The 15,339-nt window shown below is 41.3% G+C and carries 9 protein-coding genes; 6 read left to right on the top strand and 3 right to left on the bottom strand.

Annotated elements, in window-relative coordinates; genetic code table 11:
* The first annotated feature begins 104 nt into the window (after positions 1-104).
* Positions 105-4,556, top strand: coding sequence for a pullulanase (locus A4H00_RS10305; RefSeq protein WP_067090737.1), 4,452 nt, complete (start codon positions 105-107; stop codon positions 4,554-4,556).
* Positions 4,557-4,610: 54 nt separating this feature from the next.
* On the opposite strand, the gene A4H00_RS10300 is transcribed toward A4H00_RS10305, so the two are convergent.
* From A4H00_RS10300 to A4H00_RS10290, 3 genes are read right to left on the bottom strand one after another with little or no spacing between them, the layout of a single operon-like run.
* On the bottom strand, positions 4,611-5,426 hold the full coding sequence (locus tag A4H00_RS10300; RefSeq protein ID WP_067090733.1) for a hypothetical protein: 816 nt from the start codon (positions 5,424-5,426) through the stop codon (positions 4,611-4,613).
* A 20-nt stretch (positions 5,427-5,446) separates the two neighbouring features.
* Complete coding sequence (locus tag A4H00_RS10295) at positions 5,447-6,154, bottom strand: ABC transporter ATP-binding protein (RefSeq protein ID WP_067090728.1); 708 nt, start codon at positions 6,152-6,154, stop codon at positions 5,447-5,449.
* Positions 6,155-6,158: 4 nt separating this feature from the next.
* A complete protein-coding gene (locus tag A4H00_RS10290) occupies positions 6,159-6,524 on the bottom strand; it encodes a GntR family transcriptional regulator (protein ID WP_067090724.1) in 366 nt (121 codons plus the stop codon).
* Between the two features lie 247 nt (positions 6,525-6,771).
* Here A4H00_RS10290 and A4H00_RS10285 point away from each other — a divergent pair, with 247 nt between their 5' ends.
* The 5 genes from A4H00_RS10285 to A4H00_RS10260 all read left to right on the top strand — a co-directional run bounded on the left by A4H00_RS10285 (position 6,772) and on the right by A4H00_RS10260 (position 15,316).
* Positions 6,772-9,879, top strand: a complete 3,108-nt coding sequence (locus tag A4H00_RS10285) for a DNA polymerase III subunit alpha (RefSeq protein ID WP_067090719.1) — start codon at positions 6,772-6,774, stop codon at positions 9,877-9,879.
* Between the two features lie 81 nt (positions 9,880-9,960).
* Positions 9,961-10,974 (top strand): 6-phosphofructokinase, encoded by a 1,014-nt coding sequence (gene pfkA / locus A4H00_RS10280; protein WP_067090715.1) that lies wholly within the window; start codon positions 9,961-9,963, stop codon positions 10,972-10,974.
* Positions 10,975-11,032: 58 nt separating this feature from the next.
* Entirely contained in the window at positions 11,033-12,538 is a 1,506-nt protein-coding gene (pyk, locus tag A4H00_RS10275; protein ID WP_067090711.1) for a pyruvate kinase, read from the top strand.
* 497 nt (positions 12,539-13,035) lie between these two features.
* Positions 13,036-14,187, top strand: coding sequence for an MFS transporter (locus A4H00_RS10265; RefSeq protein WP_067091619.1), 1,152 nt, complete (start codon positions 13,036-13,038; stop codon positions 14,185-14,187).
* A gap of 82 nt (positions 14,188-14,269) precedes the next feature.
* Positions 14,270-15,316 carry a zinc-binding dehydrogenase gene (locus tag A4H00_RS10260; protein WP_067090703.1) on the top strand — a complete coding sequence of 349 codons (1,047 nt, stop codon included), beginning with the start codon at positions 14,270-14,272 and terminating at the stop codon, positions 15,314-15,316.
* Positions 15,317-15,339 lie beyond the last annotated feature (23 nt).

Genomic DNA, 15,339 nt, shown 5'->3' with positions numbered 1-15,339 from the left:
GATTGTCTATGTTTTAAAATGTAAGCCTTTACAAAATAACTCTGTAAGAGTATAATGGGGGTGCAAAGCAAACGTTTGCGTTTATATTTTTTTGGAGGTTTCTAATGGAAAAAGAAGCAAATAAGATTGAACGCCATCATTTTGGTTTACGGACTTTAAAATGCGGAACGGCTTCAGTCCTGTTATCTGCTAGTTTGTGTGTATTTGGTAGCCCGCTTGTACAGGCAGAAGAAATGGGTGATGTGTCAAATACGCATATGGATTCTATGGAGAATCCAGCAATAAGTGAGCAAGGGGTGGAAAAGGGAACGGATACTGGAACAAATAGTAAAGACCCTGATAAATCAGCAATAGGAGAAACAGAAACAACTGAACAGCAAAAATCAGTTTCTGAAGGGGCAAAAGCTACTGGAGATGAAAAAGGTGCGACTGAAAATGTGGAAGAGTCTGAAAAAGACAGTAAACAAGAAGGAGATTCTGAGGATAAATTAGCACCAGCAGATAAAAAAGATTCGCAAGAAGAGCCGTCTTCAGAAAACAAACAAGAAGCAGCTGTAAAACCAAACGCTAGTGCAGAAGAGGTAGCCGCAGAAGATGAAGTAAAAGAGGGAAATCTCCGCTTGCATTTCAAAAAATTACCATCCGATAATCTAGCTAGTCTAGGTCTTTGGACTTGGGACGATGTGGAGAAACCTTCTAGTCAAAACGGCGCATGGCCAACAGGGGCAACTAGTTTTTCTGAAGCTAAAAAAGATGATTATGGGCATTATCTTGATGTGCCGTTAGCTGCAGAGAAGCGGGAAAAAGTTGGCTTATTGATTAATAATACAGCTGGTGAAAATTTGACTGGAGATAAGAATATCGAGCTAATCAGCCCTAATATGAAGGAAGTCTGGTTTGACGAGGAATACAAATCCTATACTTATGAGCCCTTAGCAGAAGGTATGGTACGCATTAACTATCTACGCTCAGATAAGAATTACGACCGTAAGTCTTTATGGCTATGGGGTGATGTTGAAAATCCTACGACCAATTGGCCTGATGGAGTTGATTTTGAAAAGCAAGGAAAATATGGTGCCTATGTGGATGTCAAATTGACGGACCTTGCCAAATCAATTGGATTTTTATTGCTAGATGAAAGTAAATCGGGAGATGATGTGAAGATTCAGCCCAATGATTACAATTTTACGGACTTGAAAAAACACAGTCAAATTTTCCTAAAAGATGATGATCCAACTGTGTACACCAACCCTTATTTTGTCAATGATGTCAGAATGACAGGAGCGCAGCATATTAGCTTGACTGAGATTGAAACAACCTTTACAACATTGAAAGATGTTAAGAAAGAAGATATTTTAAAGAATTTACAGATAAAAGATAAGGATAATCAAGTAGTTCCTGTTCAAGATGTGATGCTTGATGAGGCTGCGAAGAAAGTGACAGTGCAAGGGAAGTTTGATCAAGAACACTCTCCTTATACAGTTATCTATGGAAGTGAGCAATTTAAGACTGGTACGAACTGGCAGTTAAAAGATAGTCTGTATCAATATGATGGCGAGCTCGGTGCTCGTGTGAGCGAAAATGGTCAAAAAGTTGCAGCAACCTTGTGGTCTCCAAGTGCAGATCAAGTTTCGCTAGTGGTTTATGACAAAAATGATCAAAGCAAAGTAGTGGGCAAGATTGCGATGACCAAGGGAGAAAAGGGAACTTGGAATGCTGAATTGACACCCCAAAATGCACTTGGAATTACAGATTATCGTGGCTATTATTACCACTATGAAATCAAACGTGGAGAAGAGTCTGTCTTGACCTTAGACCCCTATGCGAAATCCTTAGCTGCATGGAATAGCGATTTAGCGGAGACGGATCCATCCTATAAGATTGCCAAGGCTGCTTTTGTTGATCCAAAAGCAGAAGGACCTAAGGAATTAGACTATGCCAAGATTTCTGGCTTTAAAGATAGAAAAGATGCTGTTATCTACGAAGCCCATGTCCGAGATTTTACATCTGATAAAGCAATTGCCAAGGACTTGAAGTCACCAGCTGGTACATTCTCTGCCTTTATCGAAAAATTAGATTATCTGAAAGATTTGGGAGTGACCCATGTCCAATTGCTACCTGTTTTAAGTTATTACTACGTGAATGAACTGAAGAATGCAGAACGCATGGATGAGTATGCTTCAAGCAATAGTAATTATAATTGGGGTTATGATCCGCAGAATTACTTCTCTTTGACAGGTATGTATTCGAGTGATCCGACTAATCCTAGCAAACGCATTGCAGAATTTAAAGAGTTAGTCAACGAAATCCACAAACGAGGCATGGGTGTCATCATGGACGTCGTTTATAACCATACTGCAAAAACAGCTATTTTTGAAGATTTAGAGCCACACTATTACCACTTTATGGACGCAGATGGTACTCCACGAACGAGCTACGGTGGTGGTCGATTGGGAACGACGCACTATATGAGTCGCCGTGTCTTAGTGGATTCGATTAAGTATTTAACAGATGAATATAAAATAGACGGTTTCCGCTTTGATTTAATGGGGGACCATGATGCAGAAACGATTCAAAAAGCTTATGATGAGGCAAAGAAACTAAATCCAAATCTAATCATGTTGGGTGAGGGCTGGTCAACCTATTCAGGAGATGAAAATAAACCCGTCCAACCAGCAGATCAGTCATGGATGAAGCATACTAATTCTGCCGCCGTCTTTTCAGATGATATCCGCAATACCTTGAAGTCAGGCTATCCTAATGAAGGAGCACCAGCCTTTATCACCAATGGCAAACGAAATATTGGAAACGTCTTTAAAAATATCAAAGCTCAGCCAACGAATTTCGAAGCGGACGATCCGGGGGATGTAATCCAATATATTGCAGCTCATGATAATTTGACCTTATTTGATGTTATTGCTCAGTCGATTAAAAAAGATCCGGCCAAGGCAGAAAACGCAGCAGAAATTCATCGCCGTCTTCGTTTAGGCAATCTGATGGTTTTGACAGCGCAAGGTACACCATTTATTCATTCTGGACAAGAATATGGTCGGACCAAGCAATTCCGTCACCCAGACTATCGTACACCAGTAGCAGATGATAAAGTTCCAAATAAATCTCATCTCTTGACCAATGAAGATGGAAGTCCATTTGACTATCCTTACTTTATCCATGATTCCTATGATTCAAGCGATGCAGTGAATCATTTTGACTGGAGCAAGGCGACAGATAGTGCAACCTATCCTGAAAATGTAAAGAGCCGAGCTTATATGAAGGGATTGATTGCTTTACGTAAGTCAACAGATGCTTTCAAATTACCTTCACGAGAAGAGGTTGAAAAGCGTGTAAGTCTACTGACAGTACCTGGTAAGGATGGTGTCGCAGAAGAAGATTTGGTTTTGGGTTACAAGACAGTAGCAAGTAATGGCGATGAGTACTTCGTGTTTGTCAATGCAGATACGAAGGAGCGTCGGTTCACCGTTGTTCAATCCTTGAAAGCTGCAAAGGTATTAGCAGATGGAAAACAGGCTGGTACAGAAGCGATTCTAACACCAGAAGGAGTTCAGCTATCTGAACATAGCTTAACACTTGCTCCGCTGACTGCAACAGTTTTACGAATTGCCAAAGAGGGTGATCAGACACCAGTGGTTAAAGAAGATACCGTAAAAGGCTCTGTCATCGTTGAATACCGTGATATCAATAATCACGTTTTGAAAGATAATGGTCTTGTTCATTACAATGCGGCTGCTGGTACGACCTATAACGCGGAGATTTCTGGTTATAAACAGCCGACGATTGTCAGCTATGAAGGAAAAACCTATCGATTGGCTCCAGCGGGTAGGTATAAAGTTGGTGAGGTAGATGTGCAGAATCATCTAGTGGCATCGGCGTCTGTGAATGGTGCCGTGATGGCTAATACGACCTTGGTAGTTACCTATGTCTATCAGGAAGTGCTGTCATCTTCCGATGCAGTACCTATGAAACGTCCACAAGTAGAACTGCAACCGCCTCAAAAAACAAAGGTATCGGAAGCAGTTGTCCATAAGCCTAAGGTAGGAGCATCGGTTCATACTGAATCCATGGCAAGTAGTGACAAACCTAGGGTCGAAGTACCAGTTCATACCGAATCCATGGCAAGTAGTGACAAACCTAGGGTCGAAGTACCAGTTCGTACCGAACCTATGGCAAGTAGCAGTAAGTCTAAGGTAGAAGCGTCGATTCATAGCAAATCCATGGCAAGTAGCAATAAGCCAAAGGTACAAGCACCAGTTCATACCGAATCCATGACAAGTAGTGACAAATCTAGGGAAGAAGCTTCCGCTCAAGCAGCATCAGCTGTAAGTACTAGCAAGCCTAGGATAGAAGAATCAGTTTCTAGTCATCCAACGGCTAACGAGACAATTGTGTCGATATTGTCTCAGAATACAAGTAAGGAGAATGAAAAGACCCTGCCAAAAACAGGCAGTCAACAATCAGTTGCAGGAATCTTATTGGGAGTAGTATCCCTTGTTTCAAGTCTCGTATTTCTTGGAAAGAAAAAGGAAAGTAATGATTGATTCTCACTAGAAAAAACTCTCTGAAATGTATTGGTTTCAGAGAGTTTTGCTATACTATTGCAAATTCAATTTCTTTGTCATGATGTAGTAGGTACCGAAGTAGTAACCAATAGCAAGAATAATACTGATAATGATACCTAAGATTGTGTGAATGGCTAATGGAGTACTATTTGCTAGGACTCCTGTTGATATGGCAAAAATAGCTGAAATAAGTCCTTCTACAAAATTGATACCAAAGTAAAAGACGACGGCTAGCAATGTACGATGATCTTTAAATAATTGACCAAGAGAAATCGCGAAGTAAATTAAGAGGATAGAATGAATGGTACCGACAATGAGCGTAATTGCATAACTAATACCAAAATCCATGCCAGTAAATTCGTGATAAGCTTCGTTGAATGCCGCAGTAATCTCAGGAATATACTCATTGAGAAGCGCACCAAATGAAATATAAGAAATAAGCCAGAGACAGAGGATAGTAGCAATGCCAGATAAGGTGCTCCAAATAAAGGCAGCAGTCAATTTACTCAGGATAATCTGGTGATTGGTGACAGGAAGGGTCATAGTTAGGTAGCCTTGGCGACCGTAAACATTTTTTCTAAAGCGTTTGATAATGAGAAAGAAGGTTGATAGAAAGAGTCCTGCAATGATGACGGCAAAACCGATAATAATAGCACCAAATAGGATTCCTTCTAGGGTATTAGCAAAAGAAGCACCAATTTCTGTGTCACTAATCGTTCTTTCTGGTCGGTGAACAATATTTTGAATCCATAAGCCGAGGACAACAGAGAGCAGTCCAGCTGCGGCGTACAGTCCTAGATACCATTTTCCAACTGCTTTAAATTCGTATTTTAATAACTTTCCAAACATAGGAATCTCCTTTACTAATACTAAGCCTTAAATTCACGGCGGAAGAGTTCATCGATTGATTCTCCGCTTTCAATTCGTAGGTCATCGACATCGCTATGACGAACCACATTACCGTACTGGAGGAAGATAACTTCATCGAGAATTTGTTCGACATCTGAAATCAAATGGGTTGAAATCAGTACAGAAGAGGTTGGAGAATAGTTAGAGATAATCGTACGCAAGATATAGTCACGCGCAGCAGGATCAACACCGCCAATTGGCTCATCAAGGACATAGAGAAGGGCTTGCCGGCTCATGACCAAAATCAATTGGACCTTTTCTTTGTTTCCTTTTGATAAATGTTTAATACGACTATTTAGCTCAATATTGAGATCTTGGAGGAGGTGAAGGGCGCGTGCCTCATCAAAATCTGCATAGAAATCCTTAAATAAGTCAATCGCTTCTGAAATTCGCATGTGTTCATCTAAATAGGTCGTATCTGGAAGATAGGATACAATTTGCTTGGTTTCGGGAGATGGCTTGCGACCGTTAATTAGGATTTGCCCATATTCTGGCTGAAGAAGCCCACTGATCAATTTGATCAAGGTTGTTTTTCCAGAACCATTTGGTCCTAGTAAGCCAATGATTTTTCCAGCTGAAAATTTGAGGTTGACATTGTTTAATGCAACTAGCCCGCCGTATGATTTTGAGACTTGCTGAATCTCAACGAGAGTAAAATTCTTTTCCATCTTTTTATTCTCCTTTTAGATATTGTTCTAACTGTTGAATCAGTTCCTCTTGTTTAAAACCTAAATCAAGCATATTGGTCACAAAGTTTTCCAACTCATCTTGAGCTAGGCTGATCCTAGTTTGATTGATTAGGTCCAAATTATCGGTTACGAAGCGTCCTGTTGTACGGACTGAATAAACAAAGCCCTCGCTTTCGAGATCGGATAAGGCACGTTGAACAGTGTTGGGATTGACTCCAGCAGTTTCCGCTAAATCACGAACGGTTGGGAGTTTGTCGCCAGATTGGAGTTGATGGGTCACAATCTGCAACTTGATAGTATTAGCAATCTGGATATAAATTGGGAAGTTGTTATCAAATTTCCAAGTCATGATAGCTCCTTTCTTTTATCATAAAATAGAGATAGATAGCTTTTGTATCTTTGTCTTATACATATAATACAATAATCTTTTCTAAAATGCAAGAATTCTTTTTGATTTTTGTAAAAAATGCTTTGAGCCCTTGCTCATAGCTAATCATTCTGCTCAGAAAACCGATAGTAGCATGGGGCTTTTTTTTGGTGTATAATAGTACATATACTATGATGATGAAAAAGATATAGGATACGAAGGAGGAGATATGCTGGCACAATTAGATACCAAGACTGTCTATAGTTTTATGGATAGCATGATGACGATTGAGTCTTATGTTGCGCGTGCGAAAGAAATGGGCTATACGCACTTAGGCATCATGGATCGGGATAATTTGTACGCTGCTTATTCCTTTATAGAAGCGTGTGAAAAAGAAGGAATTCAGCCAATTGTTGGATGTGAGATAGAATGGCAGGTCTCGGCAGATGAGAAGGTGGTTATTCAATTTATTGCTACAAATACAGAAGGCTATCAAAATCTCTTAAAAATTTCGACAGCAAAGATGATGGGAGAAAAAGAATTTGATCGGATTCGTCCGTATCTAGCAGGTGTTGCCTTAGTTATCCCTTATTTTGAAGGAGTCGAAGTCTATGATTTGGGAGTTGATTTTTACATTGGAGTGCGTGCGACAACACCTGCATTCCAATCGAGCCGTCCCTTGATTCCCTTATACACAGTACGGTATTTTGAAGAAAGTCAAGTAGAGGTCTTGCAGGTTCTTCATGCTATTCAGGGCAATATCCCCCTCAATCAAGTTACTCAACTGGTCCACAACCAAGCATTGTTAAGCCCAGAAAGTTTAGAAGCAATCTTTCAGCAGCGATTTCCAGCAGCGATTGAGGAGTTGAATCGCCTGGTAGCAAGGATTTCCTATCAGCTTGATAAAAACTTGAAATTGCCTCGCTTTAATCGGGAGTGCTTAGCAGTGGAGGAACTGCGTGAAAAGGCTGAGGAAGGCTTGCGAATGAGAGGGATTGATTATCCTGTCTATCAAGATCGTCTGCAACAAGAGCTGGCGATCATTCATCAAATGGGTTTTGACGATTATTTTTTAATCGTCTGGGATCTTTTGCGTTTTGGGCGCAGTCAAGGCTATTACATGGGAATGGGACGCGGTTCTGCAGTTGGCAGTTTAGTGGCCTATGCCTTACAAATTACAGGTATTGACCCTGTCAAACACAACTTACTCTTTGAGCGATTTTTAAATGTTGAGCGCTTTAGCATGCCTGATATTGATATTGATATTCCAGATATTCACCGTAGCGATTTCATTCGCTATGTGAGAGAGCGCTATGGAACACTTCATGCAGCTCAGATTGTAACCTATTCCACTTTTGGTGCCAAACAGGCACTTCGAGATGTGTTGAAGCGCTATGGAACACCGGAATACGAAGTAAGTGCCATTACCAAGAAGATTTCTTTTCGAGATACCTTAGCAACAGCCTATGAGCGTAATGCCTCCTTTAGGCAAGTAATCAATAGCAAAATGGAATACCAAAAATCCTATGCCATAGCTCAGCAAATTGAAGGACAGCCACGTCAGACATCGATTCATGCGGCAGGTGTTGTGATGAGTGACGAAGAATTGACCGATACCATTCCACTAAAATCAGGTGAAGATATGCTGATTACTCAGTATGATGCTCATGCGGTAGAAGCCAATGGACTCTTAAAAATGGATTTTCTAGGCCTACGAAATCTGACCTTCGTTCAAAAAATGGCAGAAGCAGTTGAGGCAAAATATGGCAAGAAAATTGTGATTGCAGACATTGATTTAGAAGATTCAGCAACCCTGAAACTCTTTGCCAAAGGACAGACAAAAGGTATTTTCCAGTTTGAGCAACCGGGCGCCATTCAGCTGTTAAAACGAGTACAGCCGAGTCGATTTGAAGATATTGTAGCAACGACCAGTTTGAACAGACCGGGTGCGAGTGACTATTCAGATAATTTTGTCAAGCGTAAACATGGTCAAGAGGCAGTAGATGTATTAGATGATTCGATTGCGACTATTTTACAGCCTACCTATGGCATCATGCTTTATCAAGAGCAGGTCATGCAGATTGCCCAGCGTTTTTCTGGTTTTACACTTGGGAAAGCTGATTTGTTACGCCGTGCCATGTCTAAGAAAAATAAGGCTGAAATGCAGAGTATGGAAGCCGATTTCATTGCAGGAGCGCTCGAACAGGGGCATGATGAGGAGAAGGCACGAGCGATTTTTACCATGATGGCAAAATTTGCTGGCTATGGTTTCAACCGTAGTCATGCCTATGCCTATTCAGCTTTAGCCTTCCAATTGGCCTATTTTAAAACCCATTATCCCGATGTTTTTTTTGATATCATGTTGAATTATTCGAGTAGTGATTACATTTCAGATGCCCTACAATTTGATTTTCAGGTAGCACCTGTTACCATCAATAGTATTCCTTACCACGACAAGTTTGAGGGCAATAAGATTTACATGGGTCTCAAGAATATAAAGGGGTTGCCAAAAGACTTGGCATTTTGGCTCATTGAAGAGCGACCGTTTAAGAGTGTAGAGGATTTTATTCTGCGATTACCTGCGAATTTTAAAAAACAGGATACCTTAAAGCCCTTGATTCAGCTTGGCTTATTTGATCCATTTGAACCAAATCGGAAGAAGATTTTGGAAAACTTAGATAATCTTTTCGTCTTTGCGGATACTTTTGGAACGTTCTTTTCTGAGGAAAATTATAGTTGGCAAGAAGCAGAAGATTACAGTAATAGTGAAAAGTTCAGTTTGGAACAGGCGATTATTGGTGTTGGAATGAGTCCACATCCCTTGTTATTATTAGCAAAATCAGCCAACAGACCTCATACGCCATTTGGTGAATTAGTTGCTGGAAATGCGGTTACGATTCTCGGTCAGATTCAGTCCATTCGTGTGATTCGCACCAAGAAAACGGGTCAGCAAATGGCCTTTGCGCAAGTGACCGATACAAAGAAGAAAGTAGATGTTACGCTCTTTCCAGAAACCTATCAACGCTATCAAAATCTGTTGAAAGAAGGGGATATTGTTTATCTGACCGGGAAGGTTCAAGAAAGAGATGGGCAATTGCAGCTAATCTTAGATAACTTAGAGCAGCCCAATGCGGAAAAATGCTGGATTTTACTGGAAAATGAGAAGCATGATCAGGAAATCGCACGCATTTTGGCTGATTATCCAGGAACAATCCCTGTCGTTCTTCATTATCAAGAACGCAATCAAACAGTGCAATTAGAACGAATTTTTGTTCGAAAATCAGAGGAATTACAGATACGTTTACAGGAATTTTCAATGAAAACGGTTTTTCAGTAAAAAATAGTAAAAAGTCAAGCATACTGCGGTTAAATGTGGTATAATGGTACAGTTAAAAATGAAAAAAGGAGCATTAGTTAAATGAAACGTATTGCTGTTTTAACTAGTGGTGGTGACGCCCCTGGTATGAACGCTGCTGTTCGTGCAGTTGTTCGTAAAGCAATTTCAGAGGGGATGGAAGTCTTCGGGATTAACTACGGTTACGCCGGAATGGTTGCTGGAGATATTTTCCCTCTTACAAAAGTGGGAGTAAGTGGTATTCTTGGCACTGGTGGTACGATGCTATACTCAGCTCGCTACCCAGAGTTTGCTCAATTGGAAGGTCAATTAAAAGGAATTGAACAATTGAAGAAACATGGGATTGAGGGAGTTGTCGTTATCGGTGGAGACGGTTCCTACCACGGTGCGATGCGCTTGACAGAGCATGGCTTCCCAGCTATCGGTATCCCAGGTACGATTGATAATGATATTCCAGGGACAGACTTTACCATCGGTTTTGATACAGCTTGTATGACCGTCATGGACGCTGTTGATAAGATCCGTGATACAGCCATGAGTCACCGTCGTACATTCGTTGTAGAAGTAATGGGTCGTCATGCAGGGGATATCGCTCTTTGGGCTGGTATTGCAATCGGTGCAGATGAAATTATCGTACCAGAAGAAGACTTCAAGATTGAAGATGTAGTAGCGAATATCCGTAAAGGCTACGAAAAAGGTAAGAATCACAACATCGTCATGCTTGCTGAAGGAGTTATGTCAGCAGATGAGTTTGCTAAACAATTGAAAGAAGCTGGCGATACGAGCGACCTTCGTGCAATTGAGCTTGGTCATATCCAACGTGGTGGACGTCCAACTGTCCGTGACCGTGTTCTTGCTTCACGTTTGGGCGCTTATGCAGTGGAACTTCTGAAAGAAGGAAAAGGTGGCCTTGCAGTTGGTGTCCATAAGGATGACCTTGTTGCCAATCCAATCCTTGGTTCAAAAGAAGAAAATGCTCTCTTCTGTCTAGGTGAAGACGGCAAGATTATTGTCAACAACCCACATAGAGGGGATGCGAAACTAGCTGGCTTGGCTCGTAGCTTGTCTCGTTACTAATCACTCGTCTAAAATAGTTATTGTAAATTTGTTGCAAAAAAAGGAGAAAAAACAAATCATGAATAAACGCGTAAAAATTGTTGCTACATTAGGTCCAGCGGTTGAAATCCGTGGTGGTAAAAAATTCGGTGATGATGGTTACTGGGGTGAAAAACTAGATGTTGAAGCATCAGCTCAGAAAATTGCGGAATTGATTAAAGAAGGGGCAAACGTATTCCGTTTCAACTTCTCACACGGTGACCACCAAGAGCAAGGTGATCGTATGGCAACAGTACGTCGTGCGGAAGAAATCGCTGGTCAAAAAGTAGGTTTCTTGCTTGATACAAAAGGTCCTGAAATCCGTACAGAATTATTTGAAGGAGATGCAAAGGAATACGAATACACTACTGGTGAAACAATTCGTGTTGCTACAAAACAAGGAATCAAATCAACTCGTGAAGTAATTGCTTTGAACGTTGCTGGCGGCCTTGACATCTACGATGATGTGGAAGTTGGAAAACAAATCCTTGTTGATGATGGAAAACTTGGTCTTCGTGTTTTTGCAAAAGATGATGAAAAACGTGAATTTGAAGTAACAGTCGAAAACGACGGCGTTATCGCAAAACAAAAAGGTGTGAACATTCCTTACACTAAAATTCCTTTCCCAGCACTTGCTGAACGCGACAATGCAGACATCCGCTTCGGTCTTGCGCAAGGATTGAACTTCATTGCGATTTCATTCGTTCGTACAGCAAAAGACGTGAATGAAGTGCGTGCTATCTGTGAAGAAACTGAAAATGGTCACGTGAAATTGTTTGCCAAAATCGAAAACCAACAAGGTATCGACAATATCGATGAAATCATCGAAGCAGCAGACGGTATCATGATTGCTCGTGGTGACATGGGTATTGAAGTACCATTTGAAATGGTTCCAGTTTACCAAAAAATGATCATCACGAAAGTGAATGCAGCTGGTAAAGCAGTTATCACAGCAACAAACATGCTTGAAACAATGACTGAAAAACCACGTGCAACTCGTTCAGAAGTATCAGATGTATTCAACGCTGTTATTGACGGAACAGACGCTACCATGCTTTCAGGTGAATCAGCAAACGGTAAATATCCAGTAGAATCAGTTCGTACAATGGCAACGATTGCGAAAAATGCGCAAACTCTATTGGGAGAATACAGCCGTTTAGATTCTTCAACATTTGAACGTACAAGTAAGACAGAAGTGATTGCTTCTGCTGTTAGCGATGCGTGTCACTCAATGGATATCAAATTGGTTGTAACCGTTACTGAAACTGGCTTCTCAGCACGTTCAATTTCGAAATACCGTCCAAATGCAGACATCTTAGCTGTTACATTTACAGAAGAAGTTCAAAAATCATTGATGATCAACTGGGGAGTTATTCCAATTGTGACAGATAAACCAGCTTCTACAGATGATATGTTTGAACTAGCAGAACGTGAAGCAATCAAAGCTGGACTTGTTCAATCAGGTGATAACATTGTCATTGTTGCAGGTGTACCAGTTGGTGTTGCTGGTTCAACTAACACAATGCGTGTCCGCACTGTAAAATAAAAACAATTTATAAAGCCTTCGAGGTTCAAGTTCTACTTGTTCCTAAGGCTTTTTTGCTTATTTATATTCGTCTAATACTCATCAAAAATCAAAGTCTGACGTCGTTAACTCACCTTGCTTCAACAGTCCGGCGGACTGTTGAAGGTTGGAAATAAGGATTATGTCATAATCCTCAGCTAACACTAGTCCGGCGGACTGTTGAAGGTTGGAAATAAGGATTATGTCATAGTCCTCGGCTAACACTAGTCCGGTGGACTGTTGAGGGTTGGAAATAAGGATTATGTCATAATCCTCGGCTAACACTAGTCCGGTGGACTGTTGAGGGTTGGAAATAAGGATTATGTCATAATCCTCAGCTAACATTAGTCCGAACTAGTGGTTCAGTGGAGACGAGCTATGCTCGTTCTATTTCCAACCTTCCACAATTCTCAATTGTGGAAGCTAGTCAGATTTTGATTTTTATAGAGTATTCTACAATTAATGATTTGGGAGAAATCATGAAAAATAATGCTATGATGCGATTTTCACTATTGGTGATTTCCATTTTCTTAATGTCTCACTTGGCCATTGCTCCAGCCATTCCAAAGCTATACGAATACTATCATGCATGGAATGCGAGTATTGGTCTTGCTTCAGTTGAGAGTTTGGTAACCGTACCTGCTATGATGATTACGATTACAGTCTTGCTCAGCAATTTGGTGGTTTCTTGGTTAGGTACGAAGAAGACTGTTTTGTTGGGCTTGAGTTTGATTGGACTATTTGGTGCCTTGCCGACCTTTTTAACTTCCTTTCCTCTTATTTTTTTCTGTCGCTTATTGCTAGGAGTAGGAATTGGGCTTTATAATTCGTTATCGATTAGTTTGATGAGTGAATTTTATCAAGGGGATCTTCGTGCTCGGATGATTGGTCTGAGAACCGCCTTTTTAAATATTGGTAAGGCCTTGACAACCTTTCTAGCGGGCTATGTTTTATTAGTAGGAGTGCACTATACCTTTTTAGTGTACTTGCTCGCCTTCCCCGTTCTGATTCTTTTTTATCTATCTGTTCCTGAGCCTAGTCATCCTCAAGCAAGGGTCAAAGAGGCTGTTGTCTGGAATCAGAAGGTAGGATTGGTTGTGGCCTTGACCTTCCTCGTTGGAATTAGTTATATTGGAGCAACGATTAAAATTCCAAGTTTACTGGTAACCAAATATGGTTTTTCAACGACCTCATCGAGTCAGTTGCTGACTATTTTAGCTCTTAGTGGTATTGTGACAGGTTGTTTCTTTGGACCGATTGTAAAGAAATTAGGTAATGCGACACTCTTTGCGGTTCTCATTGCAATGGGGCTTGGCAACCTCCTCTTTACCTTTTCTTTCAATCTGCCCCTCTTTATCCTTGCTAGTATCTTGGTAGGGATGAGTTTCGTTGGGATTATGTCCTTCAATTTTTACTATATTTCTAAGGAATTTCCGCAGGAACAAGTCCATTTTGTAACGAGTTTAGCTATTACGGGTGGAAATATTGGAGTCGTTCTGACACCTATTTTACTAACCAAGTTATTGGAAAAACTTCAGATTGAAACCTTCATTACTCCATTTTATATAAGTAGTGGTTTGATGGTTCTTGCCTGCCTACTAGCCTATCTATTGTTAAAAATGAAGAAATAATATTCTGAAAAACAGGCTTGACTTGGAGTGCACTCCAAGTGGTATACTAATACTAGTTTTGTAAAGAAAGTGAGGAAACTAAATGAAAACAGCCATTTTTGAAAAGGCCGGTTCGATGATTATCGGTGAGGTGGATAAACCACAGATTCAAGAAAAGGATGATGTGATTCTCAAGATTGTACGGGCCTGCGTTTGTGGGTCAGACCTGTGGTCTTATTCGCATGGAGATGATAAGGCTGCACATTCAATGAACTCTGGTCATGAGGCTCTGGGAATTGTAGAAGAGGTTGGAAGTGAGATTACCACGGTCAAACCGGGCGATTTCGTTATCGTACCATTTACCCATGGTTGCGGTCATTGTGATGCTTGTCGTGCGGGATTTGATGGGACGTGTGATAATCACCCTGCGCCCACTAACTGGGGCGGTGGTTTCCAATCTGAGTACCTGCGTTTCCATTATGGAAATTGGGCTTTAATCAAGGTACCAGGTCAGCCCTCTGATTATTCAGAAGGCATGCTCAAATCTCTCTTGACCTTGGCAGACGTGATGCCGACAGGTTACCATGCGGCTCGTGTGGCAAATGTCCAGCGGGGAGACAAGGTCGTGGTCATTGGAGATGGAGCAGTTGGGCAATGTGCGGTGATCGCAGCGAAGATGATGGGGGCTTCTCAGATTGTTTTGATGAGTCGTCATGCTGATCGGCAAGCCATGGCCTTAGAATCTGGTGCGACAGCTGTGGTAGCAGAGCGTGGTGAAGAAGGGATTGCCAAAGTCCGTGAGATTTTAGGTGGTGGAGCAGATGCTGCACTCGAATGTGTCGGAACGGAAGCTGCCATTGAACAAGCCCTTGGTGTTCTCCATAATGGTGGACGTGTTGGTTTTGTTGGGGTGCCGCATTACAATAGCCGACCGCTCGGCTCAACCTTTGCCCAAAATATCTCAGTCGCAGGTGGTTCAGCCTCAGTGACGACTTACAATAAGCAAATCTTGCTCAAAGCCGTTTTGGACGGCGACATCAATCCAGGTCGGGTCTTTACGCAGACCTATACCCTTGATGATATTAACCAAGCCTATAAAGACATGGCAGACCGCAAGGTCATCAAGTCTATGCTGATTGTACATGAATAGTGCAAAAGACTCCCTTCTTCGGT

Source organism: Streptococcus marmotae, from assembly GCF_001623565.1.
GTDB lineage: Bacteria > Bacillota > Bacilli > Lactobacillales > Streptococcaceae > Streptococcus > Streptococcus marmotae.
The sequence above is the reverse complement of the archived record's forward strand: the minus strand, read 5'-3'. Positions and strand labels throughout refer to the sequence as shown.